Origin of the sequence: Sphingomonas sp. R-74633, from assembly GCF_013416555.1 — a bacterium.
Lineage (GTDB): Bacteria > Pseudomonadota > Alphaproteobacteria > Sphingomonadales > Sphingomonadaceae > Sphingomonas.
The window spans coordinates 535,634-559,969 of the sequence record NZ_JACCFG010000001.1 but is presented as its reverse complement, the minus strand read 5'-3'; the positions used below and the strand labels follow the sequence as shown (position 1 = coordinate 559,969).

Sequence of the window (24,336 nt, the reverse complement as noted above, 5' to 3'; positions counted from 1 at the left end):
GTTGGGCTCGCTACGCTCGCAACCCACCCCCGACCCCTCCCTTGCAGGGAGGGGAGTGAAGAAACTCAGGCCGCGCTGGCTTCCCGGGCCGCCACGATGTCCGCCGCGGACATCGGGTGGCCGAAGAGATACCCCTGCCCCATCGCACAACCGAGCTGGGTGAGAGTCTGTGCAGCGGCGGCGGTCTCGATCCCTTCGGCGACCACCGGCAGGCCAAGCGTGTTGGCGAGCGTGACGATCGCCAGCACCAGCCGCATCGCCTGCGGATCGCGGCCCATCGCGGCGACGAACGAGCGATCGATCTTCAGCCGGTCAAACGGCAGCATCTGGAGATGCTGGAGCGAGGAATAGCCGGTACCGAAATCGTCGAGCGCCAGCTGCACGCCCTGGTTGCGCAGCGAGGCGATCGCCTCCTGCGCGCTCTCTGCATCGACGATCAGCGCATTCTCGGTGATCTCGATGGTGAGCCGCCGCGCGGGGAAGCGCTCGCGCACCAGCACCGCCAGCAGCTTCTGGCTGAACCACGGGTCCTTGAGCTGGGTCGGCGAGACGTTGATCGAGATCGACACCTGCCAGTCGCGCGTCTCCTGGCAGGCACGGCGCAGCAGGCGGAGCATCAGTGTGTCGATTAGCCCGCATTCCTCGGCGATCGGAATGAACTGCTCGGGGCCGATCTCCTCGCCGTCGCGGCGCCAGCGGGCGAGCAGCTCATAGCCGACCACGTCGCCGCTCTTGAGGCAGACGATCGCCTGATAATGCGGCACGAACGCGTCGCGGCCCATCGACTCGCGCATCTCGCGCTCGATCTCGGCGCGGCGGCGGATCTCGGCGTCGAGCATCGGCTCGAACGCGCAATGCTGGCTGCGCCCGCTATGCTTGGCCTTGTAGAGCGCGATGTCGGCGCGGCGCATCAGCGTGTCGAGGTCGAGCGCGTCGTGCGGGTAGAGCGAGATTCCGACGCTGGCGCCGATGTGATGGACCAGTTCGGGCCCGGCAAAGGGGCGCAGCATCGCGTTGACGATGGCGTGCGCCACGCGGCGGGCGGCGTCGCCGTCGCCGTCGATGATCACCGCGAACTCGTCGCCGCCCAGCCGGTAGCTTGTCCCCTGCTCGCCGACGACATTGCTGAGCCGCGCCGCGACGTCGCGGAGCAGCTGATCGCCCGCCGGATGGCCATGGACGTCGTTGATCGACTTGAAGCGGTCGAGGTCGATGATCAGCAGCCCGAGCGGCGCGCCATCGCCCGCGGGGGTGGTGCGCTGCTCGAGCGCCTCGGCCAGCGCGCGGCGATTGGGCAGGCCGGTGAGCGGATCGTGATAGGCGAGCTGGTGCGCACGCTGCTCGGCGCCCTTCGCACGCTCCTGCTCAGCGACCATGTGCGAGCGCGAGGCGAGCATCTCGACAAAGCCGGCATGGCTGTTGCGCATCATCCGCAGCACGACGAATCCGACCAGCAGGATGTTGCAGCCCAGGCCGCGCAGAAACCAGTCGTCGGCGAAAAGCAGGCAGAGCGTGACGGGCGCCGCGCCGAACACCACCACTGCCTGGCCGGCGCGGGGCACCGACTGAAGGCAATAGCAGCAGCTGATCGCGCCGATGAAGATGTAGAGCGCGATGCAGGCGCGGCGGACCAGGTCGCCTTGGGCGTAGAGGAGCAGGCCCCACCCGCCGAAGCCGAGGCTGAGCACGGCGGCGACAACGATGGTACCGCGCAGGAAATGCGGGATCAGTTCCGGCCGGGGCGTGAAGCTGCGGCGGCGCAACCAGAATATCGCGCGCGCTGCGGAGAGCAGGCCCAGCAGCGTCGGCATGCCCAGGCTCCACCACGGGCTGACCGTGCCATAGGCCGCGAAAGCGAGGAACGTCGCATCGACGAACATCATCGCGTACATCAGCGGCACCTGCTTGCGCAGGGCAGCAAATTGCTCAACCAGAATCGCGCGATTCCAGTCGCCGTCTTCTTGCAGGGCAGGAAGCGTGAGCCTCAGCATATCCATATATAGCAAGGCGGCATGGCCGGGCAGCGGAAGATTCCGTAATTTCAGTAGATTGGCGGGCAAATGCACCGGCCGCGCCGTTCGCCCTCCCCGTCTGCGCCCGGCTCTGCTACGCCTGCGCGATGGCGGCCAAACATCCCAACCTGACCCTGGCCGCCTGCATCCTCGCTTCGAGCCTGGCGTTCATCGACGGATCGGTGACCAATGTCGCGCTGCCGGCGATCGGCGCGGACCTGCACGCCACCCCCGCCGAGCTGCAATGGACGATCAACGCGTACATGCTGCCGCTCTCGGCGCTGCTGCTGATCGGCGGCGCGGCAGGAGACCGGTTCGGGCGTCGCGCCTCGCTCGTGCTCGGCATTGCGATCTTCACGCTTGCCTCGATCGCCTGCGCGATCGCCTCGGACCTGACATTGCTGCTCACTGCCCGCGCGGTGCAGGGCATCGGCGCGGCGATCCTGCTGCCCAACAGTCTGGCGACGCTCGGACATGCCTTTACCGGTGAGGCGCGCGGCAAGGCGATCGGCACCTGGGCGGGGATCGGCGCGATTGCCGGGGCCGTCGGGCCGCCGCTGGGCGGCTGGCTGGTCGATGCGATCGGCTGGCGGGCGATCTTCTACGTCAATGTGCCGGTGGCGCTCGCCGCGATCGGGATCGCGCTTTTCTATGTCGAGGAAAGCGCCGAGGGCGACCTGCCGCTCGACCTGCCCGGCGCACTGACAGCGACGCTGGCGCTGGGCGCGCTCACCTGGGCGCTGACGATCTGGTCGAGCCACCACGCGATCGATACGACGGTGGCGATCGGGCTTGCCGCCGGTCTCGCCGCGATTGGCCTGTTCCTGTGGATCGAGCACCACCGCGGCGACCGGGCGATGATGCCGGTGGCGATGTTCGGCTCGCGCGCCTTTGCCGGGCTGACGCTGCTGACCTTCCTGCTCTACGGCGCGCTCGGCGGGGTGCTGCTGCTCCTGCCCTATGTGCTGATCCAGGCGGGCGGCTATTCGGCGCTCCATGCAGGCTTCGCGCTGTTGCCGATGCCGCTCGGCATGGGAATCGCCAGCCGGGTGATGGGCAAAGTCACTGCGCGGATCGGCCCGCGCTGGCCGCTGACCATCGGACCGATGATCGTCGCGCTCGGTTTCGCGCTGCTGCTCCGCGTCGAGGCGGATGCGTCCTATTGGAGCTCGATATTCCCCGGCGTGCTGGCGATCGCGATCGGCATGGCCAGCGTCGCCGCGCCGCTCACCACCGCGGTGCTCGCCTCGGTCGACGAGCGGCACACCGGCACCGCATCGGGCTTCAACAGCGCGATCGCGCGGACCGGCGGGCTGATCGCCACCGCCATCGCCGGCGCGGTGATCGCAGCGGCAGGCGCGGGGCTGGTCAGCGCCTTCCACGGCGGCGCGCTCGTCGGCGCCGCCGCAGCTGCCCTGTCGGGCGTGACGGCGTTCCTTACCCTGGGTGAGGTCAGGAAACCGAAGCAGCCCCCGCAATAATCGGGACGAACTTCTCGGCGGTCAGGCTCGCGCCGCCGACCAGCGCGCCATCGACATTGTCGAGCGCAAGGATCTGCGCGGCATTGGCGCCGGTGACCGACCCGCCATAGAGGATCTGGACGCCGTCCGCCTTGGCATCGCCGATCATCATGCGCAGCTTGGCGCGGATGATCGCGTGCATCGAGGCGATCTCGTCGGGCGTCGGCGTCTTGCCGGTGCCGATCGCCCAGCGCGGCTCATAGGCGAGCGTCAGCCAGCTCGGATCGGCATCATCGGGCAGCGACTTCTCGATCTGCGACTGGACGATGCGCTCGGCGCGCCCGGCGGCGCGCTCGGCCTCGAGCTCGCCGCAACACAGGATCACGCGCAGGCCGTGCCGGTGGGCGGCAGCGGCCTTCATATAGGCGTCGTGGCTGGTCTCATGCTGGTCGCCGCGGCGCTCGCTATGGCCGACGATGGCGAGCGTCGCGCCCTCCTCGACGAGCATCGGTGCCGAGATGCAGCCGGTATGCGCGCCCTTGTCGGCCTCGTGCAGGTCCTGCGCGCCGATCGGCAGGCTGCCAGCGACCTGCACCGCCGGATGGATCAGCGTATAGGGCACGCACAGCGCGACATCGACCGACGGGTTTGCCCCCGCCGCCGCCGCGATCGCCTCGATCTCCGGCAGCTGCGCGCGCAGCCCGTGCATTTTCCAGTTTCCGGCCACCAGCTTGCGCCGCATCACCCCAACCTCCGATTTTGTGTTTATTTCGGTCGCGGATAGCAGGCGCGGGCGTTCGCACAAGCTTGATGGCCGCGACATAGCCCCCTAAAGCAGCCCCAAATCCTTCCAACGATCGGCCCTTCATGCTCAGCTTCTTCCGCAATTTCACCAAGTCGCGCTACGGCCTGATCGCGGTGTTCATCTTCCTCGGCCTGATCGCGATCGCCTTCGCCGCGGGTGACGTGACCGGCGTCCGCAACATGGGCAACGGCGCCTCGAGCAGCACGCTCGCCACCGTGGGCAGCCAGAAGATCAGCGACACCGATGTGAAGGACCGGATCGATCGCTTCCTGCGCAACGCCCAGCGCGGCGGCCAGAATGTGACGATGGAGCAGTTCCTCGCCCAGGGCGGGCTGGAGATCGCGATCGACGAGATGATCAATTCCGCCGCGCTGGTGGAATTCGCGCAGAAGAACGGGATGCAGGTCTCGAAGAAGCTGATCGATGGCGATATCGCCAGCAACTCGTCCTTTGCGGGCATCGACGGCAAGTTCAACCAGCAGGCGTTCGAGAAGCTGCTGGCCGACAACCGCCTTGCCCCCGCCACCTATCGCGAGAGCCTGACCCAAGAGCGTTACGGCAACTGGCTGGTCAACCGCGCGACGATCGGCAGCGAAATTCCCGACGGCGTGGTCGCGCCCTATGCCTCGCTGCTGCTCGAGCGCCGCACCGGCCTGGTCGGCCTGATCAACACCGCCCAGATGGATCCGGGCGCCGATCCGGACGACAAGACGCTCAACGCCTATTATGTCAGCCACCGCGCCCGCTATCTGGTGCCGCAGCGCCGCGTCGTGCGCTTCGCCTCGATCCTGCCCGAGCAGATTCGTGCCCAGCAGACCGCGACCGAAGCCGAGATCACCGATGCCTTCGCCAAGGCCGGCAAGCGCTATGCCGCGACCGAGAAGCGCAGCGTGCGCCAGCTCGTCGTGCTCGACCAGGCGACCGCCAACAAGGTCGCCGGCGAAGTGAAGGGCGGCAAGACGCTGGTCGACGCTGCCAAGGCCGCCGGCCTTGAGGCGACCAATTTCGACGCGGTCGAGAAGCCCGAACTGGCCCGCCAGACCAGCGCCGCGATCGCCGACGCCGCCTTTGCCGCGGCTCAGGGCGCCGCGGTCGGCCCGATCAAGTCGGCGCTCGGCTGGCACATCCTGGTCGTCGAGAAGATCGACAAGATCGCCGCCAAGTCGCTCGCCCAGGCGCATGACGAACTCGCCACCGAGATCACCCAGCGCAAGACCGCGGAGGCACTGGCCGCTATCCGTCAGAAGATCGAGGACGGCGCGGGCAACGGCAAGAATTTCGCCGAGCTGCTGGCCGATGCCAAGCTGACCGCGCAGACCACCCCGGCGCTCACCGCGCAGGGCACAGATCCGGACAACGAAGCCTATAAGCCCGACCCCGCGATGGTCGCGATCATGCGCGGTGGCTTCGCGGCGGAGAATGTCGGCGACGAGCCGCAGATCGTCCAGGTCTCGCAGGAGGGCGGCTTCGCGATCGTGACGCTCGACAAGGTCGTGCCCGCCGCGCCGCGCCCGCTCGCCACCGTGCGCGACAAGGTGAAGACCGACTATCTGGTCGACAAGGCGCTGGAAAAGGCCAAGGCCGCCGCGCTCCAGGTCGTCGCGGCGATGGACAAGGGCGTGCCGCTGGCCAAGGCGTTCGCCGATGCCGGCGCCAAGGGCCCGCCCGCCAAGCCGTTCGACTTCAAGCGCCAGGAAATCGGCGACAAGGAGCAGTTCATCAAGCTGGCCTTCAGCATGCTGCCGAAGAAGGCGCGCATGCTCGAGGCACCCGATCGCAAGGGCTATTACATCGTCTATGTCGACGCCGTGGAGCCGCATGACGCGTCGGGTGACCCGATCGCCATGGCGGGGATGCGCAGCGCGCTGCAGCAGCAGGTCGGTGCCGAATATGCCCGCCAGTTCATCCGTGCGGTGCGCGGCGACGTGAAGATCACGCGCAACGAAGCGGCGATCGCCCGCCTGCGCGCGGATCTGACGCGCCAGGGCGTCCGCTAAGCCGGTGATCGAGGGGATCGAAGCCGCCCGCGCGGCAAATGCCGCGGGGCGGCCGGCGCTGCTCTGGCGGCGTCAGATCGCGGACACGGAGACTCCGGTCGCCGCCGCACTCAAGCTGATCGAACCGGGTCGCGGCGATTTCCTGCTGGAGTCGGTCGAGGGCGGTTCGGTCCGCGGGCGCCACAGCCTGATCGGGCTGGCGCCCGACCTCGTCTTCCGCGCCACCGGCAACGAAGCTGCGATCAACCCCGAATGGCTGACCAACCGGGAGGCATTCAAGCCCTGTGCCGAGCCTGCGCTCGATGCGCTACGCGCGCTGGCCGCCCGCTGCCGCACCGAAGTGCCGGCCGAACTGCCGCGCGCGCTCGCCTGCCTGGTCGGCTATTTCAGCTATGAGACGGTCGGCCTCGTCGAGAAGCTGCCGCGCCCGCCCGAGAACCCGATCGGCGTGCCCGACATGATGTTCGTGCGCCCCACGGTGGTGCTGGTGTTCGACCGGCTCGCCGATGCGCTGTTCCTCGTCGCGCCGGTATGGCCGGGCGGCGATGTCGACCTCGCCGCCGAGCGGATCGAGGCGGTTGCCGCGCAGCTCGCTACCGCTGCCCTGCCCGCGCCCGTCCGCGCCGAGCCCGAGGAAGTGAAGCTCACTCCTGCGCTGCGCCCCGGCCGCTATGGCGAGATGGTCGCCGCCGCGAAGGAGTACATCTCCGCCGGCGACATCTTTCAGGTGGTGCTCGCCCAGCGCTTCACCACGCCGTTCGCGCTGCCGCCCTTCGAGCTCTACCGGGCGCTGCGCCGGATCAACCCCTCACCCTTCCTCTATCATCTCGACCTGCCGGGCTTCGCGCTCACCGGCTCGAGCCCCGAGATTCTGGTGCGCGTGCGCGACAATGAAGTCACGATCCGCCCGATCGCCGGCACCCGCCCGCGCGGCAAGACCGCGGCGGAGGACGAGGAAAACCGCGCCAGCCTGCTCGCCGATCCCAAGGAATGCGCCGAGCATCTGATGCTGCTCGATCTCGGCCGCAACGATGTCGGCCGGGTCGCGGAAGCGGGCAGCGTGAAGGTGACCGACAGCTATACGGTCGAATTCTACAGCCACGTCATGCACATCGTCTCGAACGTCGTCGGCACGCTGGCGCCGGGCAAGGACGCGCTCGACGCGCTGTTCGCCGGCTTCCCTGCGGGCACAGTGAGCGGCGCGCCGAAGGTGCGCGCCTGCGAGATCATCGCCGAGCTCGAGCAGGAGACGCGCGGCCCCTATGCCGGCGGTGTCGGCTATTTCTCGCCCGACGGATCGATGGACAGCTGCATCGTGCTGCGCACCGCGCTGGTGAAGGATGGCATGATGCACGTCCAGGCGGGCGCGGGCATCGTCGCTGACAGCGTGCCCGAATATGAGCAGCGCGAATGCGAGGCCAAGGCGGGCGCGTTGTTCGCCGCCGCGCGCGAAGCAGTCCGCCAGGCCGGCGAAGCGGGCTTCGGGCAGTAAGATCCCTCTCCCTTTGGGAGAGGGAGGGAGCCGCGAAGCGGCGGAAGGGTGAGGAAAGAAACCTGCCCTCACCCTTCCCACTCGGCTTCGCCTCGCGGGCCCCTTCCCGCTCCCAAAGGGAGCGGGAGTTTTACCTCAAGGAATCTGCGCGGCCTTCGCCTTGGCGTCGAGGCGCTCCTGATACCATTGGCGGATCATCTGGCGCGTGCAGCCGGTCTGGCCGCCGCTGCCCACCGGCGAGCAGCTGTTCGGCAGGCCGGCACGGTTGACGTCCTCGACCATCTCGACGCGGTTGGTCCAGGCCTGGCCACCGGGGCCTTCCTTGGGCTTGTCGCGGAATGCCTTGGGGATGCGATAGGGCGATTCGCCGGCATTGGCGCAGACGACGATTTCTTCCTCGTTCTGCGACTTCGGGCATTCTTCCTTGCCGTAGAGCAGGATGCTGCGCACGCGCTTGGGCGGGCCGCTGCTGCTATCCTGGGACTGCTTGCTGTCCTGCGCCATGGCAGGACCGGCGAGCAGCGCGGCGGCAACAAGCAAACGAACGATCATGAACACTCCTCTTGGCGTTACAACGCCCCTCGCCGCTGGACGTGCCGCCCTACTGTGGCAAGCCCAAGGCACGCGCGTGGCTTGCCTCGGCGACATTTCCTCCTAAGTGGCAGGCATGATCCGGCCGATCGCCGCTGCCGGCGCCCTCCTGATGCTAGCCGCCTGCTCCTCTCGCGGAGGGATTGACGACGCGTGCCAGGACATCAGCTTCGAGGATACGCGCTTCACCGTGTGCCGCGCCGATCCGCAGAAGCACGATCTGCTGCTGGTCGACCAGGGCGCGGATGGCCGCCCGATGCGCGACTTTACCGGGCTCGAGCCGCGGCTGGGCGAGCGCTATCCGCGCATCGCCTTCGCGATGAACGCGGGCATGTTCGACGCCGCGGGTTTGCCGATCGGCTATTATGTCGAGGACGGCGCCGAGCAGAAGCCGCTCAACCGGCGCCCCGGCCCCGGCAATTTCCACATGCAGCCCAACGGCGTGTTCTGGGGCGATGCCAGGGGCTGGCACGTGGCGACCACCGATGATTTCGCCGCGAACAAGCCCGCCCATGTCCGCTTCGCCACCCAGTCGGGGCCGATGCTGCTGATCGGCGGCCAGCTCCATCCCAAGCTCGCCGAAAACGGCACGTCGCTGACGGTTCGCAACGCCGTGGGCGTCGGCATGAATGGCAGCGCCTGGTTCGCGATCAGCAAGGAGCCGGTGTCGTTCGGCCGCTTCGCCCGCCTGTTCCGCGACAAGCTCGCCGCACCCGACGCGCTCTATCTCGACGGCGCGGTTTCGCGGCTATGGGATCCGGTATCGGGCCGCCTCGACGGCGGGGCACCGATCGGGCCGATTGTCGTCGCGCTCCAGAAAAGGTAGCGCATTCCGCATGATCCTCGTCATCGACAATTACGACAGCTTCACCTGGAACCTCGTCCACTACCTGATGGAGCTCGGCACCGAGGTCCAGGTGGTGCGCAACGACGCGCTCAGCGCGCGCGACGCAGTGGCGAGCAACGCCCAGGCCTTCCTGATCTCGCCGGGGCCGTGCACGCCCAACGAAGCGGGGATCAGCCTCGATCTCGTCGCGGCCTGCGCCGATCTCGGAAAGCCCCTCCTCGGCGTGTGCCTCGGCCATCAGGCGATCGGCCAGCATTTCGGCGGTTCGGTCGTGCGCGGCGGGCTGATGCACGGCAAGACCAGCCCGGTGAGCCATGACGGCACCGGCCTGTTCACCGGCCTGCCCTCGCCTTTCACCGCGACGCGCTATCACTCGCTGATCGTCACCGATATTCCCGACGATCTGGTGGTCAACGCCACGGCGGACGACGCGCATGTGATGGGCTTCCGCCACAAGGAGCTGCCGATCCACGGCGTGCAGTTCCACCCCGAGAGCATCGCCACCGAGCATGGCCACGCCATGCTGGCGAACTTCCTGCGGCTATCCGGGATCGAGGCGCACGCGTTCGCCTGAACCTGCATAGATTTGCGACAATTTCGCGCGTGCGGTGACATCGGCGCGCGACGTGGCGCTGCGATTCCCTGCACCATGGCCCGATCCCCGGGCACATGGAGAGTGCAATGAATCACAAGCTTCAGCTTGTCGGCGCGACGCTCGCCGGCGTGCTGGTCACGGTCGCGGCGGGCGGCATCGCCGTTGCCAGCATGGGCCGTGGCCCGATGGGACCCTTCGCCCATGCCGACGCCAATGGCGACGGCACGATCACCCGCGCCGAATGGGTCGCAGCGGCCAATGCCCGGTTCGACCGCTTCGATGCCAACAAGGACGGTAAGCTGATCGTCGGCGAAGTCCCGCCCCCGCCGCCGCACGGGCATGGCCGGCATCACGGGCCGCACGGGTTTGACGGTCCGGAGGATGACGCTGCTCCGCCCGCCGCTGCGCCGCAGGCCCTGCCGGGCAACATGAACTGACCTGCCTTTCCCTCTCCCCGTGCGGGAGGGGGATTGCACCGCGCGGCACGGGCGCTAGCCTCCACCGCGTGACTTTCTTCGAGAGCCTCGTCGCGCTGCTCGCGCTCGCGGTCCTGCTGCTGCAGGTCTCGCGGCGCACGCCGATTCCCTATCCGACGATGCTCGCCGCCGCCGGCGTGATCGTCGCGACGATCCCCGGATCGCCCGACATCGCGCTCGACGGGCACACCGCGATGGCGCTGTTCATCGCGCCGGTGCTGCTCGACGCGGCGTTTGACTTCCCCCTCGCGGCGATCAAGCGGCTGTGGCGGCCGCTCGTCGCGCTCGCGGTGATCGCGGTACTACTCTCCACTGCAGTGGTCGCCTGGATCGGCTGGGCCTTCGCCGGGCTGCCGATCGCCGCCGCCATCGCGCTGGGCGCGATCGTCGCCCCGCCCGACGCAGCGGCCGCCACCACCGTGCTGCAGTCCGCCGCCCTCCCGCGCCGCACCGTCCAGGTGCTCACCGGCGAGAGCCTGCTCAACGACGCCACCGCGCTGCTGCTCTTCGCCTCGGCGCTGGCGGTGCAGAGCCATGGCGGGATCGACGCGATGGTCGCCACAAGGCTCAGCCTCGCGGTGCCCGGCGGCATATTGCTCGGGCTCGCCTGTGGCTGGCTGATGGGCAAGCTGATGCCGTTCACCCGGGGCTCGTTCGGCGGAAACCTGTTCGAGTTCGTCAACACGTGGATCGCCTGGATCATCGCCGAGCGGCTGGGGCTATCGGCGGTGCTCTGCGTGGTGACCTGCGCGATGTACGTCTCCAATTCGCCCGCCGTGCCGATCAGCGCGCGCAACCGGGTGCAGTCCTTCGCGGTATGGGGCGTGGGCGTGTTCGTGCTCAACGTCGTCGCCTTCCTGCTGATGGGCATGCAGGCGCGCCAGATCGTCGCCGCGATGAGCGCCGAGCGGCTGCGCGAGGCCGCAGGGTTCGCCGGACTGGTGGTGCTCGGCGTGATCGTCACGCGCATGGCCTGGTCGCTGACCTACAACCTCATCGTCCGCGCCCTGCCCGTCCTGCGCGGCGGCTTGCCCCCACCCAGCTTCGCGCAGAGCGTGGTCGTCGGCTGGTGCGGGATGCGCGGGCTGGTGACGCTCGCCACCGCCATGGCCTTGCCGCATGACTTCCCCCAGCGCGACATGATCGTGCTCGCCGCCTTCGCCGTGGTGCTGGCGACACTGGTGCTGCAGGGGCTCACGCTCCAGCCGCTGATCAAGCTGCTCGGCCTCGCCGGCAAGGGCGATGGCGAAGAGCTGCTCAACCACGCCCGCCGCAAGCTCGCCGAGGCCGCGCTCGCCGCGCTGGAGAGCGAAGAGGGCCGTATCGCCGAAGAGACGCGCCGCCAGTTCGAGATCGATCGCAACGGCGCCGTCAATGTCTGCCCCGAGTTCGACGCCCGCCAGCGCCTGCGCCTGTGCGCGATCGCCGCCCAGCGCGACAAGCTCGATCATCTGCGCGACAGCGACGTGATCGGGCAGGACCTTTACGAGCAGCTCCAGGAAGAGCTCGACTGGCGCGACCTGGCGATCAGCCCCGAAGGGCGCCATCTTATCGAGGCAGGCTAAAGCAGGAATTTCTCGACTTGGCCCTGCTGAAGGCCCGATAGAGCCCGCGTGACGACGTTCAGCCTCCTCCCCGATCCCGTATCGCCGCTCGCCCGCGAATCCGCGGCGCAGGCCTTTGCCGACATCCTCGACGGCACCGCGCCCGAGCCCGAGATCGAGCGTTTCCTGATCGCGCTATCCGAACGCGGCGAGACCAGCATCGAGATTGCCGAGGCCGCCCGGGCGATGCGCGCGCGGCTGATCCCGATCACGGCGCCCGAAGGCGCGATCGACGTATGCGGCACCGGGGGTGACGGGCATCACACGCTCAACGTCTCGACCGCGGTCAGCCTGGTCGTCGCGGCGGCCGGCGTGCCGGTCGCCAAGCACGGCAACCGCGCCGCCTCGTCCAAATCGGGCGCCGCGGACACGCTCGAGGCGCTGGGCCTCAATCTCGACCGTGCCGGTGCGCGCGCCGAGGAGAGCCTGCACGAGCTCGGCATCGCCTTCCTCTTCGCCCAGGCGCACCACCCGTCGATGGCCCGCATCGGCCCGCTGCGCCGCCGGATCGGCCGCCGCACGATCTTCAACCTGATGGGACCGCTGGCGAACCCCGCGCATGTTACCCGTCAGCTGATCGGTATCGCCCGCCCCGATTATGCGCCGATCTATGCCGAGGCGCTCGAGCAGCTCGGCGTCGAGGCCGCCGCGATCGTCTCGGGCGAGGAAGGGCTGGACGAGCTTTCGACCGAGCATGCCAGCGTGGTCGTGAGCATCGGCAGTTCGGGCCTGCCTTCGCGCATCGTGCCCGAGGATGCCGGCCTGCCCCGCCACCCGCTCTCGGCGATCCGCGGCGGCGACCCCGAATATAACGCGCTGGCGCTGCGCCGGCTGCTCCAGGGCGAGCCCGGCCCCTATCGCGACGCCGTGCTGCTCAACGCCGCCGCCGCGCTCGTGATCGCGGGCGCGGCCAGCGACTTGCGCGAAGGCGCCGAGGAAGCCGCCGAGACGATCGACAAGGGCCTTGCCAACGCGCTGCTCGACTGCTGGATCGCCTTTTGATGAGCACCATCCTCGACACGATCATCGCCACCAAGCACGACGAAGTCGCTGCGCGCCGCAAAACGACGTCGGTCGCCGACCTGCACGGCATGGCGCTCACCCGCACCCCGCCGCGCGGCTTCAAGGCTGCGCTCGATGCCAAAGCCGCGACCGGCTACGGCCTGATCGCCGAGATCAAGAAGGCCAGCCCGTCCAAGGGCCTGATCCGCGCCGATTTCGATCCCCCCGCCCATGCCCGCGCCTATCAGGCCGGCGGCGCCGCCTGCCTGTCGGTGCTGACCGACCAGGAATATTTCCAGGGGCATGAGGACTATCTCATCGCCGCCCGCGCCGCCTGCAAGCTGCCGGTGATCCGCAAGGACTTCATGGTCGATCCCTGGCAGGTGCTCGAATCGCGCGCGATCGGCGCCGACGCGATCCTGATCATCGTCGCCGCGCTCGAGGACGGGCAGATGGCCGAGATCGAGGACGCCGCATTCGGCCTCGGCATGGACGTGCTGGTCGAGGTCCATGATGCCGACGAGCTGGAACGCGCGCTCAAGCTCCGGTCGCGGTTGATCGGGGTGAACAACCGCAATCTCAAGACCTTCGAGGTCGACGTGCAGAAGACCTATGACCTGGTCGGGCAGGCGCCGAAGGACTGCACCTTCGTCGCCGAGTCCGGGCTCAATGGCCGCGCCGATCTCGATGCGATGGCCGAACACGACATTCGCTGCTTCCTGATCGGCGAGTCGCTCATGCGGCAAGCCGATGTCGAGGCTGCGACCCGGGCGCTGGTTGGGTGAGCGGAGAGCATAAATCTCCCTCTCCCCTCCGGGGAGAGGGTCGGGGAGAGGGGCAGTCGTCGACCGCTTCTCATGCCCCTCTCCCTTCCGCCGACTTCGTCGGCTCCCTCCCTCTCCCCGATGGGGAGAGGGAAATTGGTAAACTCACCCACCTCGACGAGACCGGCGCCGCGCGCATGGTCGATGTCGCGGGCAAGGCGGTGACCCAGCGCGAGGCCGTCGCCACCGGGCGCATCACCATGTCGGCGCAGGCTGCCGCCGCGATCCGCGCGGGCGCCGTGAAGAAGGGTGACGTCCTCGCCACCGCGCGCATCGCCGGAATCATGGCCGCCAAGCGTACCGCCGAGTTGATCCCGCTCTGCCACCCGCTGCCGCTGACCCGGGTGGCGGTCGATCTCGCTCCCGACGAGACCGGCGTCACCGTCACCGCGACGGCCGCCACCGAGGCGCAGACCGGGGTCGAGATGGAGGCGCTCACTGCCGTCTCGACTGCGCTGCTCACGCTCTACGACATGGCCAAGGCGCTCGATAAGGCGATGGTGATCGGCGATATCCGCCTGCTCTCCAAAAAGGGCGGCAAATCGGGCGACTGGGCGGCTTAAGGGCATGTCCTTCAAGCTCCCCTCCCTGGAAGGGAGGGGCTGGGGGTGGGTCGCGTCCGGGCGTACCGCCGGCAGGCCACCTTCCTTCGATGTATCGCATACATCCACCCACCCCTAACCCCTCCCTTCCAGGGAGGGGAACGAAGCGCGCCTGCGAGAGAGACACGGAACATGCGATTTCGCGTGACAACCTCCTTACGCCAAGATACTTAGCCATAAACCTAACTATTCGAGGATGCCATGACTCTCCAGCTCTTCGGCCACCCCTTCTCCTCCTACACCTGGAAGGCGCTGATCCCGCTTTACGAAAACGGCACCCCGTTCATCTTCCGCAATCTGGAAGACGCCGAAGCGGGCGCGGAGTTGGAAGCCCGCTGGCCGCTCAAGCTCTTCCCGATCCTGGTCGATGGCGATCGCACGATCGTCGAAGCAACCGCGGTCATCGAATATCTGCAGGTCCATCATCCCGGCCCCGTGGCGATGATCCCGGCCGATCCCGATCTCGCGGTGCAGGCGCGGATGCTCGACCGGATCTTCGACAATCACGTCATGGGCCTGATGCAGCGCCCCGTACTCAATTCGCTGCTGCCCGAAGGACGGCGCGATCCGATCGGTCTCGACGAAGCGATGGCGAAGCTCGACAAGGTCTATGCCTGGCTCGACACTTATCTAGCCGATCGCGAATGGGCCGTAGGCGACGCCTTCACGCTGGCCGACTGCGCCGCCGCGCCCTCGCTCTTCTACGCCGATTGGGTCCGCCGGATCCCGGAGGCATTAACCCATCTGCGCGCCTATCGCGCCCGGCTGCTCGCCCGCCCCTCGGTTGCCCGCTGCGTCGAGGAAGCGCGGCCCTATCGCGGCTATTTCCCGCTCGGTGCGCCCGACCGCGATTGATCGTTTCACCGCCGCATTAGGGATTCCGCAACCCTGCGGCTTAACCCCGCCTTCATGCCCAGCGCCCACTATCCACACGGGCGCTGGGGCGGGAAAAAATTAGTTATGCGACAAGGACTTGCGTCCTCCACGATTTTCAGCCTCTCGGGCGAGCTGCCGGCAGTGCAGCCTCTGGCCGAGCCGGGTGAGCACACCGCATTCGATTCCGCCTTTCTCGTCGGCGAAACCAGTCGCCTGCCCTGCACGCTCCGCAAGCTGAGTTCGGTCGGCGCCATGCTCGCGCTCGAGGACGAAGTGGTGGAAAGCGAAGGGCTCCACCTCGAGCTCGCCAACGGCCAGTCGCTGGCCGGGCGCATCGGCTGGACCGAGCAGGGCTCGGCCGGCTTCCTGTTCGCCGAGCCGATCGACGTGATCAGCACGATTGCCCGTAACCTCGCCGCCCTCCCCGCCGAGCGCCGCAGCGTGCCGCGCGTCGAGTTGCACCAGACGATCTGCGTGCGCCGCGGCAACCAGGTGGAATTCACCCGCGCCCGCAACCTCTCCCAGGGCGGCTGCGGCTTCGAGACCGACATCGCGCTCCAGGTGGGCGACTCGGTCCAGATCAATTTCGACGGCCTGCGCCCGCTCGATGGCGTGGTGAAATGGTCGCAGGGCAATGCCGCCGGCGTCGCCTTTGACGAGGATATTCCCTGGCAGCTGCTCATGCCCTGGTTGCGCCAGGTGCAACAGGCGCCGTCGCACCACACCCGCATGGCGATGATCGGCGAGCCGAACGGCCTGATCCCCGACAAGCAGGCAATCCGCCTCGACGCCCCGGCGCGGGTGCGCGAGGGTGTGCGCTGGTGGAACGTCAAGCTGCGCGCGATCACTCCGCAGATGGTCGAGTTCGAGACGAGCGCGCCCTTCGCGACCGGGGCCCAGCTGTGGATCTCGCTGCCCCATATCGGCGGCGGCCCGGCTTCGGTGATCGAGAGCGACGACCGCAACCGCTACCTCTGCGAGTTCCGCCTGCCGCTCAAGCCGCGCGACCTCGGGCGGATCTCCGGGGCGAACTGACCTCGATCGTGCTCCTCTGCTGATCCCCGGCGAAGGCCGGGGCCCAGGGTTTCTCTGCCGAGCGTCTTGTGGCCCTGGGCCCCGGCTTTCGCCGGGGGACTGCTCAGGGAAAGGCTCGACGCAGCTTCTCCCAATGCCTTAGGCAAGGCCAATGCCCGCGCTCCTCCCCGTCGCCGAAGCCCAGCGCCGCCTCCTCGCGCTCGCCGCGCCCGTGGCGGAGGAAACATGCCCGCTGGGCGACGCCGCCAGCCGCTGGACCTCGCGCGACGTTCCTGCGCTGCGGACTCAACCAGCTTCCGATCTCTCCTCAATGGACGGCTACGCAATCCGCTTCGCCGATCTGCCCGGGCCGTGGCAGGTGATCGGCGAGAGCGCTGCGGGCCGCAGTTTTACGGGCGAAGTCGCCGCCGGCCAGGCGGTGCGCATCTTCACCGGCGCCCCGCTCCCGACCGGCGCGGACACGGTGCTGGTGCAGGAAGAAGCGGCGCGCGACGGAACCCGCCTGACGCTGGCCGGCGAAGGACCGCCGCGCCACGGCAGCAGCGTCCGCGCGCGCGGGCTCGATTTTACCGAGGGGGAGGTTCTGATCGGCGCCGGGGAAGCGATCACCCCGGCCCGGCTCGCGCTGGCTGCGATAGCCGGTCACGCCACGCTGCCGGCGCGCCGCAAGGTCCGCGTCGCCCTGCTCTCGACCGGCGACGAGCTTGTCCCGCCCGGCACCGCGCTCGGCCCGGACCAGATCCCCGAGACCAACCGCCTGTTGCTGTCGGCGCTGCTCGCCGACCTCCCCGTCGAGCTGATCGACCTCGGCATCCTGCCCGACGACCGCTCGGCGCTGGAGGCCGCATTCCGGGCGCTGGATTGCGACCTGCTGGTCACCACCGGCGGCGCCTCGGTCGGCGATCACGATCTCGTCCGCCCGGCGCTCGAAGCGGCAGGCGGCGCGATCGATTTCTGGAAAGTCGCGGTGCGTCCGGGCAAGCCGATGATGGCGGGCCGGCTGGGCACCGCCGTGGTGCTCGGCCTGCCCGGCAATCCGGTCTCAGCCTTCGTCACCGCCACCCTGTTCGCCCGTCCGCTGATCGCCCATCTGGCGGGCGCCGCCGATCCGCTGCCGAAGACGCGCACCGTCCCGCTTGGCGAGCCCCTGCCCGCCAATGGCCCGCGCGCCGACTATCTGCGCGCCGAACTGGTCGACGGGCGGGTCTGTGCCGCGACGATCCAGGATTCCTCGATGCTGCGCACGCTGGCGCGCGCCACCTGCCTGATCGTGCGTCCGGCGGGCGCTCCGGAGGCAAAAACCGGCGACTCGGCAGAAATCCTCGACATCGCTTGACAAGCGCGCGGAACATTGCATAAACGTTCCCAGTCTGTTCCAAGGCCAGGAGAAACTGGATGCTCACGCGCAAGCAGCACGAGCTCATCTGCTTCATTGCCGACCGGCTTGCCGAGACCGGCGTGTCGCCTTCGTTCGAGGAAATGAAGGAAGCGCTCGATCTCAAGTCGAAGTCGGGCGTGCATCGGCTGATTTCGGCGCTGGAAGAGCGCGAGTTCATTCGCCGCCTGCCCAACCGCGCCCGCGCGCTCGAAGTGCTGCGGATGCCGGAGCGCGGCGAGACCAAGAAGGTCACCCCCAAGGCTCCCTCGCGCGTTGCCGAGTCAACGGAATCAACGAATCTCCCGGCGCCGGCCAATGACGTGATCGAGATCCCGCTGCACGGCCGCATCGCCGCCGGTACGCCGATCGAGGCGCTCCAGGATTCATCGATGCTCCCGGTCCCCGCCGCTTTGCTCGGCGCGGGCGAGCATTATGCGCTCGAGGTTGCCGGTGACTCGATGGTCGAGGCCGGCATTCTCGACGGCGACTATGCGCTGATCCGCCGCACCGAGACCGCGCGTGACGGCGAGATCGTCGTGGCGCTGATCGACGAGAATGAAGCGACGCTGAAGTATTTCCGCAAGGAAGGCGCGATGATCCGGCTCGATCCGGCGAACCGCGACTATAACCCGCAGCGCTACCGTCCCGACCAGGTCCGCGTGCAGGGCCGCCTTGCTGGCCTGCTGCGCAAATATTGAGGGTCAGGCCAGGAACTCGGTCCAGGCGACCTTGCCGTCGCCGTTGCGATCGAGTTCCTGGAAGGATGCCAGGTCGGGCTGGTCGTCCCGGAACCTGAAGATGTCCCAGGCGGTGGCATATTCGGCCGGGGTCAGGCTGCCGTCGTGATTGGCGTCAAGCTCGCCGAAGCCGGCCCGCAGCATCTTCAGCCGGTGCGCGGCATATTCGGTGAAGCTGACCTTGCCGTCCTTGTTGGCATCCGATCCGGCAAAGCTAAAATCCGCCGCGCCGATCATGAAGGGCCGCATGCCCCGAGCGTGCGAAATCGCGCCGTCACGCAGCGGCAATGCCAGCACGTGATGCGGACCACATTCACGGCCGGGCGGCTGTGGCCGGGCGCCATATTCGTCGGGAGTGAGTAGCCCGTCATGGTTGCGGTCGGCCATGGCGAAGCTCGGTCGCAGATCGGGTGCAGAAGCCACCGCCGCCGGCATCGCCATTCCCAGCGCGCCGCACATTGCGGCGGCTACCGCGAGGCGAAGGCGCGGCGCCGGCGGCTCGGGAGGACCGTCGGCAAGGCGCGCCTCGACAAACCCCCGCACCACATCGCTCGCCGTCCGCCCTTCGGCCCGGCAATGCTCCATGAAGGCGCGCTTCACCGCGTGGGGCAGCCGCACTTCGATCGTGTCGCTCTTCTTCGGGGCTCGCATCATGACCCGAGGAAAACCCCAGCCGCCGCCTAACGCCAGCGATTTCGTGTCCGGACAGCGACATTTGGCTGTTCGGGCACATAGGGCGGCTGCACTTTTGGCGGGTTCAGCCAGGGATGCTTCCCGACGCCGCGAACCATCGTCACCCGCCCACTTCGAAACGCGATCGCCACGCCGCCCGTCTTCGCCAGCGCCGGGCGGTCGAGCTTGAGCCAGCGCGGCGTGCAGCCTGCGGGCAGGCGGCGGTCGCTGATCATCACGTCAACGCTGCGGCACAAAGCGGTAAACTCGGCCCATGGCAGGACGTAGGGGCTCCGCGTCGCCGCGACTCGCCACACCCGGTCGCCGGCGCGGTGTTCGATCAGGCAGGCGTCCAGGCTGCACCGCGCGCCCGGCTGGTCGGAGAGCGCTACGGGCTCGGCATCGCTGCCGCCGGTCTCGGCGAGCATGTCGCGGGTATAGTCCCCCGCGCGGTCGCGCAGCAGCGCCATGCTGCCGTCGGGCATCCGGATCGCGAGATGGCGGCCATCGCCGGTGACGATCAGGTCGGGCGCCGGCGTCGCCAGCATCCAGGCGAGACCGATCGCCAGCGGCGCCGCGCCCGCCCAGCGCGCCCGTGTCCGCCACAGCGCCAGCCACAGGCCGCCTGCCATCATCAGTGCGAAGGCGCCGGCGGGCATGGTCGGCAGCGCGGCGACCGCGCCGGGTGCGGCCGCCGTGGTCCGCGCGATCCACAGCAGCAGTTCCAGCGCCTGGTCGGTCAGCCACCAGGCAGGCGCGCCCAGCCCGACCGTATCGAGCAACAGTGCCAATGCCTCGAGCGGCATGATCACGAAGGTGGTCAGCGGGATGGCGACGATATTCGCCAGAGCCCCGTAGAGCCCGGCCTGGTGGAAGTGGAACATGCCGATCGGCATCAGCGCCAGCTCCACCGCCACGCCGGTGAGCAGCAGCGAGCCGAGTTCGCGCCCCAGCTTCGCCAGCCGTCCCTCTTCCCGCTTGCCGAACCAACGCTCCATTCGCGGGCTTTCGTGCAGCGCGACGATCGCGGTCACCGCGGCGAAGCTCAGCTGGAAGCTCGCGCCCGCCAGCGCCTCAGGCCAGAGCAGCAGCACGATCACCGCGCCGGCCGCGACCAACCGCAACGTGATCGCCTCGCGCCCCAAGCTCAGCGCGAGCAGCACCAGCAAGGCCGCCACGCAGGAGCGGATCGTCGGCACCTCGGCGCCGGTGAGCCAGGTATAGCCGATCGCCGCCAGAGCGCCGCCGCCCGCCGCGACGAGCGGCAGCCGCCAGCGCAACGCTAGGGTCGGGCTCAAAGCGAGCAACTTGAGGATCAGCAGCATCGCCGCGGCAGTCACCGCGGTGACGTGAAGGCCGCTCACCGAGAGCAGGTGGGCAAGGCCCGAGCGCTGCATCGCCTCGACATCGTCGGTGGCGATCGCGCCCTGGTCACCGGTAGCGAGCGCGCTCGCGATGCCGCCCGCGCTGCCGGCGACTCGTGCCTGGATATGCGCCGAGAGCGAGGCGCGCAGGTCGGCGCCCGACGCCTTGGCGGGCGTCACCACTTCGATCGGCGTGAAGCCCTTGCCCGTCGCCCCGAGCCCGGTGAACCAGGCGGAGCGCGCAAAATCATAACCGCCGGGCACCGAGGCCTCGGCAGGTGGCATCAGCCGGGCGCGCAGCTTGACCACCGAATCGCGCGCCAGTCCGGCAGGCACGTCTTTGATCGGAAGGTTCACGCGTACACGCGGCGGCAGGTCGCTCCGCCCCGGCAACAGCGTCACCCGCACGATCTCCCGCGCCGGCAACCGCTCGACCCGCACCACCCGCCCGGTCATCTCGACCACCGCGGGCCGCGCCAGCACCGGCGCCGCGACGCTCTCGGCGCGCCACCAGATCAGTCCGCAGCCCAGCGCCATGGCGAGCCCGCCGATCAGCAGCGAGCGCCCCAGCCGCCCTGGCAGAGCAAGGCCGAGCAGCGCGATCGCTCCTGAGGCCAGCAGGAAGCCGATCCAGCGCGGCGCATCGGGAAGCAGGAACCAGGCGGTGATCCCGCCGCCCAGCGCGATGGGCAACCAGAGCGGCAGTTGCGCGCGTTCGGCCTCGAGCCAGTGCTCGATCGCCTCCCCGATCTGGCGAAACGCCGCCCCGCCCCCCATTTGAAGGGAGGTAAACCCCGTGCTAGGGGCGCCCTCGGCGGCTGAATGGGCCATCGGAAACATAGTCTGGGAGCAAGCTCGGTTGGGCGCAACATCTGATACGGGCGCGAAACAGGTCGTCACGCGGTTCGCGCCGTCCCCTACCGGGTTCCTGCACATCGGCGGTGCGCGCACCGCGCTGTTCAACCTGCTGTTCGCCCGCCATCACGGCGGCAAGTTCCTGCTACGCATCGAGGATACCGATCGCGCGCGCTCGACCCAGCCGGCGATCGAGGCGATCCTCGACGGGATGCGCTGGCTCGATCTGAATTGGGACGGCGACGAGGTCTATCAATTCGCTCGCGCCGCGCGGCACGCCGAGGTGGCGCACGAGATGCTCGCCAACGGCCACGCCTATAAGTGCTTCGCCACCGCCGAGGAGCTCGAGGCGATGCGCGCCGAGCAGCGTGCGAACAAGCAGCCGCTGCGCTATGACGGCCGCTGGCGTGACCGCGACGAGAGCGAAGCGCCCGCAGGCGCGCCCTTCGTCGTCCGCCTCAAGGCGCCGCGCGAAGGATCGGTGACGATCGAGGACAAGGTCCAGGGCAGCGTCACCGTCAACAACAGCGAGCTGGACGACATGGTCCTGCTCCGCTCGGACGGCACGCCGACCTATATGCTCGCGGTGGTGGTCGACGATCACGACATGGGCGTGACGCACGTCATCCGCGGCGACGACCATCTCAACAACGCCTTCCGCCAGCTGCCGATCTATCGCGCCATGGGCTGGGACGAGCCCGAATATGCCCATATCCCGCTGATCCACGGATCGGACGGCGCCAAGCTTTCCAAGCGCCACGGCGCGCTGGGCGTCGACGCGTATCGCGACGAGCTGGGCATCCTGCCCGAAGCGCTGAACAACTATCTGCTCCGCCTCGGCTGGGGGCATGGCGATGACGAATTCATCAGCCGCGAGCAGGCGACCGAATGGTTCGATCTCGCGGGCGTCGGCAAGAGCCCGTCGCGCTTCGACCTGAAGAAGCTCGAGAGTCTCAACGGCCATTATATCCGCCTGGCGGACGACGATCGCCTGGCCGGGCTGGTTGCCGCGCGACTCGGTTTCGAACTTTCGGAATCGCAAGCCGATCTTCTGCGCCGCAGCATGGCCGCATTGAAGCCGCGCGCCGCGAATCTCCTCGAATTGGCGGAGGGCGCGGCCTTCCTTTTTCGCACTCGCCCACTGGAATTGGACGACGGCGCCAAGGCTCTGCTAGAGGGCGACGCGCGGGCCTTCCTCGCTCAGTTGCACACCGCACTTGACGGTGTGGAAAGCTGGGATACGGAGGCGCTCGAAGCGGCGGTACGCACCGTTGCGGAAGATGCGGGTGTCAAGCTCGGTGCGACTGCGCAGCCTCTGCGCGCGGCACTCACCGGGCGCCGGACATCTCCGGGCATCTTCGACGTCCTGGTGCTGCTGGGACGCGAGGAAAGCCTGGCCCGTATCGCTGACCAGATGACCGTGCCGGCCTGATCCCAGGTTCGGCCCAGACAAGGACGACGTTTATGAGCGACACCGCGAAGCTGCAGGTTCCGGGGAAGGATGTTGAGTATCCGGTCCTGTCGGGCAGCGTCGGGCCGGATGTCATCGACATCCGCAAGCTCTATGGCCAGACCGGCATGTTCACCTACGACCCCGGCTTCACGTCGACGGCGTCGTGCGAATCGGGCCTGACCTATATCGATGGCGACGAGGGCGTGCTGCTCCACCGTGGCTATCCGATCGGCCAGCTCGCCGAGAACAGCAGCTTCATGGAAGTCGCCTATCTGCTCCTGAACGGCGAACTGCCGAACCAGGACGAGCTGACCGGCTTCGAGAACACGATCACGCGCCACACCATGCTGCACGAGCAGCTGGCGACCTTCTATCGCGGCTTCCGCCGTGACGCGCACCCGATGGCGGTGATGTGCGGCGTCGCCGGTGCGCTTTCGGCCTTTTATCACGACTCGACCGACATCACCGATCCGAAGCAGCGCATGATCGCGTCGCATCGCCTGATCGCCAAGATGCCGACGATCGCGGCGATGGCCTACAAGTACAGCGTCGGCCAGCCCTTCCTCTATCCAGACAACTCGCTGAGCTACACCGGCAACTTCCTGCGCATGACCTTCGGCGTCCCGGCCGAGGAATATGTGGTGAACCCGGTGATCGAGAAGGCGCTCGACCGCATCTTCATCCTCCACGCCGATCACGAGCAGAACGCCTCGACCTCGACCGTACGCCTTGCCGGCTCGTCGGGCGCGAACCCGTTCGCCTGCATCGCGGCGGGCATCGCCTGCCTGTGGGGCCCGGCGCATGGCGGCGCCAACGAAGCGGCGCTCAACATGCTGCACGAGATCGGCCGTCCGGAGCGCATCCCCGAGTTCATCGCGCGCGCCAAGGACAAGAACGATCCGTTCCGGCTGATGGGCTTCGGCCACCGCGTCTACAAGAATTACGATCCGCGCGCGACCGTGATGCAGAAGACTGTCCGCGAAGTGTTCGCGGCGCTCAATGTCAGCGATCCGGTCTTCGAGGTGGCGCTCCAGCTCGAGGAAATGGCGCTCAGCGATCCGTATTTCATCGAGAAGAAGCTGTTCCCGAACGTCGACTTCTATTCGGGCGTCATCCTCTCGGCGATCGGCTTCCCGACCACGATGTTCACCGCGCTGTTCGCGCTCGCCCGCACCGTCGGCTGGGTCGCGCAGTGGAACGAGATGATCTCGGACCCCGAGCAGAAGATCGGCCGTCCGCGCCAGCTCTACACCGGCCCGGTGCAGCGCGACTACGTGCCGGTGGGCAAGCGCTAAGCCGCTTTCCGTTCCAGCATCGGACACTCAAATTCGCCGTCCCTGCCTTCGCGGGGGCGGCGATTTGCGTTAACCAAGCCGCGATCTGCTTTTCGGAGTCGTGGAATGCGCCAGAACCTCCTGATCCTCATCGGCATCCTGGGCTTCATCGCCGGTGTGGTGTTCATGCTCCAGGGGCTCGGCATCCTGCGCGCGCCGATCACCAGCCCGATGATCGGCAGCCAGACCTGGGTAGTCCGCGGCGGCATCATCGCCGCGCTCAGCGCAATCCTGGTCGCGGGCGTCCGCCTCGTCCCCACCCCCGCCGAGCGCAAGGCGGCAAGGCGCGCGATCGATCGCGATTAACCTTAACCTCAGCGTACAA

The 24,336-nt window shown here is 68.3% G+C and carries 22 protein-coding genes; 17 read left to right on the top strand and 5 right to left on the bottom strand.

Annotated features, from left to right (window positions below; genetic code table 11):
* Positions 1 to 65: 65 nt before the first annotated feature.
* Positions 66 to 1,991, bottom strand: coding sequence for a bifunctional diguanylate cyclase/phosphodiesterase (locus HZY97_RS02715; RefSeq protein WP_180140332.1), 1,926 nt, complete (start codon positions 1,989 to 1,991; stop codon positions 66 to 68).
* A gap of 128 nt (positions 1,992 to 2,119) precedes the next feature.
* Between HZY97_RS02715 and HZY97_RS02710 the strand changes: the two genes are divergently transcribed.
* Complete coding sequence (locus HZY97_RS02710) at positions 2,120 to 3,493, top strand: MFS transporter (protein WP_180140330.1); 1,374 nt, start codon at positions 2,120 to 2,122, stop codon at positions 3,491 to 3,493.
* On the opposite strand, the gene tpiA is transcribed toward HZY97_RS02710, so the two are convergent.
* Positions 3,465 to 4,217: a triose-phosphate isomerase gene (gene tpiA, locus HZY97_RS02705; RefSeq protein WP_180140328.1), complete on the bottom strand. Its 753-nt coding sequence runs from the start codon at positions 4,215 to 4,217 to the stop codon at positions 3,465 to 3,467. The two genes, HZY97_RS02710 and tpiA, sit on opposite strands and share 29 nt — an antisense overlap.
* A gap of 122 nt (positions 4,218 to 4,339) precedes the next feature.
* Between tpiA and HZY97_RS02700 the strand changes: the two genes are divergently transcribed.
* Together HZY97_RS02700 and trpE are read left to right on the top strand one after the other, a co-directional pair.
* On the top strand, positions 4,340 to 6,274 hold the full coding sequence (locus HZY97_RS02700) for a peptidylprolyl isomerase (RefSeq protein ID WP_180140326.1): 1,935 nt from the start codon (positions 4,340 to 4,342) through the stop codon (positions 6,272 to 6,274).
* Positions 6,275 to 6,281: 7 nt separating this feature from the next.
* Complete coding sequence (gene trpE, locus HZY97_RS02695) at positions 6,282 to 7,766, top strand: anthranilate synthase component I (protein WP_180141613.1); 1,485 nt, start codon at positions 6,282 to 6,284, stop codon at positions 7,764 to 7,766.
* A 135-nt stretch (positions 7,767 to 7,901) separates the two neighbouring features.
* Here trpE and HZY97_RS02690 read toward each other — a convergent pair whose 3' ends face one another.
* Complete coding sequence (locus tag HZY97_RS02690; RefSeq protein WP_180140324.1) at positions 7,902 to 8,318, bottom strand: hypothetical protein; 417 nt, start codon at positions 8,316 to 8,318, stop codon at positions 7,902 to 7,904.
* A gap of 115 nt (positions 8,319 to 8,433) precedes the next feature.
* Between HZY97_RS02690 and HZY97_RS02685 the strand changes: the two genes are divergently transcribed.
* The 11 genes from HZY97_RS02685 (at position 8,434) to lexA (ending at position 18,294) form a co-directional block, all read left to right on the top strand.
* Complete coding sequence (locus HZY97_RS02685; RefSeq protein WP_180140322.1) at positions 8,434 to 9,183, top strand: phosphodiester glycosidase family protein; 750 nt, start codon at positions 8,434 to 8,436, stop codon at positions 9,181 to 9,183.
* A gap of 10 nt (positions 9,184 to 9,193) precedes the next feature.
* Positions 9,194 to 9,778 carry an aminodeoxychorismate/anthranilate synthase component II gene (locus HZY97_RS02680; RefSeq protein WP_180140314.1) on the top strand — a complete coding sequence of 195 codons (585 nt, stop codon included), beginning with the start codon at positions 9,194 to 9,196 and terminating at the stop codon, positions 9,776 to 9,778.
* 107 nt (positions 9,779 to 9,885) lie between these two features.
* Positions 9,886 to 10,236, top strand: a complete 351-nt coding sequence (locus HZY97_RS02675) for a hypothetical protein (protein ID WP_257214850.1) — start codon at positions 9,886 to 9,888, stop codon at positions 10,234 to 10,236.
* Between the two features lie 68 nt (positions 10,237 to 10,304).
* Complete coding sequence (locus HZY97_RS02670; RefSeq protein WP_180140310.1) at positions 10,305 to 11,840, top strand: cation:proton antiporter; 1,536 nt, start codon at positions 10,305 to 10,307, stop codon at positions 11,838 to 11,840.
* Positions 11,841 to 11,888: 48 nt separating this feature from the next.
* Entirely contained in the window at positions 11,889 to 12,881 is a 993-nt protein-coding gene (gene trpD / locus HZY97_RS02665) for an anthranilate phosphoribosyltransferase (protein ID WP_180140308.1), read from the top strand.
* Positions 12,881 to 13,666 (top strand): indole-3-glycerol phosphate synthase TrpC, encoded by a 786-nt coding sequence (trpC, locus tag HZY97_RS02660; RefSeq protein WP_180140307.1) that lies wholly within the window; start codon positions 12,881 to 12,883, stop codon positions 13,664 to 13,666. Before trpD ends, trpC begins: the two co-directional genes overlap by 1 nt.
* Positions 13,667 to 13,800: 134 nt before the next feature.
* The gene (gene moaC, locus HZY97_RS02655; RefSeq protein ID WP_180141611.1) at positions 13,801 to 14,268 is read left to right on the top strand and encodes a cyclic pyranopterin monophosphate synthase MoaC; all 468 of its coding nucleotides are present in this window, start codon (positions 13,801 to 13,803) and stop codon (positions 14,266 to 14,268) included.
* Between the two features lie 240 nt (positions 14,269 to 14,508).
* A complete protein-coding gene (locus HZY97_RS02650; RefSeq protein WP_180140303.1) occupies positions 14,509 to 15,162 on the top strand; it encodes a glutathione S-transferase family protein in 654 nt (217 codons plus the stop codon).
* Positions 15,163 to 15,267: 105 nt separating this feature from the next.
* On the top strand, positions 15,268 to 16,218 hold the full coding sequence (locus HZY97_RS02645; RefSeq protein ID WP_180140301.1) for a PilZ domain-containing protein: 951 nt from the start codon (positions 15,268 to 15,270) through the stop codon (positions 16,216 to 16,218).
* Between the two features lie 151 nt (positions 16,219 to 16,369).
* Entirely contained in the window at positions 16,370 to 17,554 is a 1,185-nt protein-coding gene (glp, locus tag HZY97_RS02640; RefSeq protein ID WP_180140300.1) for a gephyrin-like molybdotransferase Glp, read from the top strand.
* A gap of 59 nt (positions 17,555 to 17,613) precedes the next feature.
* Positions 17,614 to 18,294, top strand: coding sequence for a transcriptional repressor LexA (gene lexA, locus HZY97_RS02635; protein ID WP_180140298.1), 681 nt, complete (start codon positions 17,614 to 17,616; stop codon positions 18,292 to 18,294).
* A gap of 3 nt (positions 18,295 to 18,297) precedes the next feature.
* Here the strand turns inward: lexA and HZY97_RS02630 are convergent, their stop codons facing one another.
* Positions 18,298 to 18,987 (bottom strand): EF-hand domain-containing protein, encoded by a 690-nt coding sequence (locus HZY97_RS02630; protein ID WP_180140296.1) that lies wholly within the window; start codon positions 18,985 to 18,987, stop codon positions 18,298 to 18,300.
* Positions 18,988 to 19,013: 26 nt separating this feature from the next.
* A complete protein-coding gene (locus HZY97_RS02625) occupies positions 19,014 to 21,146 on the bottom strand; it encodes a ComEC/Rec2 family competence protein (protein ID WP_180140294.1) in 2,133 nt (710 codons plus the stop codon).
* Positions 21,147 to 21,228: 82 nt separating this feature from the next.
* On the opposite strand from HZY97_RS02625, the gene gltX reads away from it, so the two are divergent.
* From gltX to HZY97_RS02610, 3 genes are all read left to right on the top strand, one after another.
* On the top strand, positions 21,229 to 22,656 hold the full coding sequence (gene gltX / locus HZY97_RS02620) for a glutamate--tRNA ligase (protein WP_180140292.1): 1,428 nt from the start codon (positions 21,229 to 21,231) through the stop codon (positions 22,654 to 22,656).
* A gap of 32 nt (positions 22,657 to 22,688) precedes the next feature.
* Positions 22,689 to 23,972, top strand: a complete 1,284-nt coding sequence (locus HZY97_RS02615) for a citrate synthase (RefSeq protein ID WP_180140290.1) — start codon at positions 22,689 to 22,691, stop codon at positions 23,970 to 23,972.
* Between the two features lie 105 nt (positions 23,973 to 24,077).
* The gene (locus HZY97_RS02610; RefSeq protein ID WP_180140283.1) at positions 24,078 to 24,317 is read left to right on the top strand and encodes a hypothetical protein; all 240 of its coding nucleotides are present in this window, start codon (positions 24,078 to 24,080) and stop codon (positions 24,315 to 24,317) included.
* Positions 24,318 to 24,336 lie beyond the last annotated feature (19 nt).

Excerpts from the sequence above, each read along its gene's own strand:
- HZY97_RS02685 (WP_180140322.1), top strand. The coding sequence starts at position 8,434 with ATGATCCGGCCGATCGCCGCTGCCGGCGCCCTCCTGATGCTAGCCGCC.
- glp (WP_180140300.1), top strand. The coding sequence starts at position 16,370 with ATGCCCGCGCTCCTCCCCGTCGCCGAAGCCCAGCGCCGCCTCCTCGCG.
- HZY97_RS02650 (WP_180140303.1), top strand. The coding sequence starts at position 14,509 with ATGACTCTCCAGCTCTTCGGCCACCCCTTCTCCTCCTACACCTGGAAG.
- HZY97_RS02710 (WP_180140330.1), top strand. The coding sequence starts at position 2,120 with ATGGCGGCCAAACATCCCAACCTGACCCTGGCCGCCTGCATCCTCGCT.
- HZY97_RS02615 (WP_180140290.1), top strand. The coding sequence starts at position 22,689 with ATGAGCGACACCGCGAAGCTGCAGGTTCCGGGGAAGGATGTTGAGTAT.
- HZY97_RS02645 (WP_180140301.1), top strand. The coding sequence starts at position 15,268 with ATGCGACAAGGACTTGCGTCCTCCACGATTTTCAGCCTCTCGGGCGAG.
- HZY97_RS02700 (WP_180140326.1), top strand. The coding sequence starts at position 4,340 with ATGCTCAGCTTCTTCCGCAATTTCACCAAGTCGCGCTACGGCCTGATC.
- HZY97_RS02715 (WP_180140332.1), bottom strand. The coding sequence starts at position 1,991 with ATGCTGAGGCTCACGCTTCCTGCCCTGCAAGAAGACGGCGACTGGAAT.
- HZY97_RS02630 (WP_180140296.1), bottom strand. The coding sequence starts at position 18,987 with ATGATGCGAGCCCCGAAGAAGAGCGACACGATCGAAGTGCGGCTGCCC.
- HZY97_RS02675 (WP_257214850.1), top strand. The coding sequence starts at position 9,886 with ATGAATCACAAGCTTCAGCTTGTCGGCGCGACGCTCGCCGGCGTGCTG.
- HZY97_RS02625 (WP_180140294.1), bottom strand. The coding sequence starts at position 21,146 with ATGGGGGGCGGGGCGGCGTTTCGCCAGATCGGGGAGGCGATCGAGCAC.
- HZY97_RS02680 (WP_180140314.1), top strand. The coding sequence starts at position 9,194 with ATGATCCTCGTCATCGACAATTACGACAGCTTCACCTGGAACCTCGTC.
- lexA (WP_180140298.1), top strand. The coding sequence starts at position 17,614 with ATGCTCACGCGCAAGCAGCACGAGCTCATCTGCTTCATTGCCGACCGG.
- HZY97_RS02690 (WP_180140324.1), bottom strand. The coding sequence starts at position 8,318 with ATGATCGTTCGTTTGCTTGTTGCCGCCGCGCTGCTCGCCGGTCCTGCC.
- trpC (WP_180140307.1), top strand. The coding sequence starts at position 12,881 with ATGAGCACCATCCTCGACACGATCATCGCCACCAAGCACGACGAAGTC.
- HZY97_RS02610 (WP_180140283.1), top strand. The coding sequence starts at position 24,078 with ATGCGCCAGAACCTCCTGATCCTCATCGGCATCCTGGGCTTCATCGCC.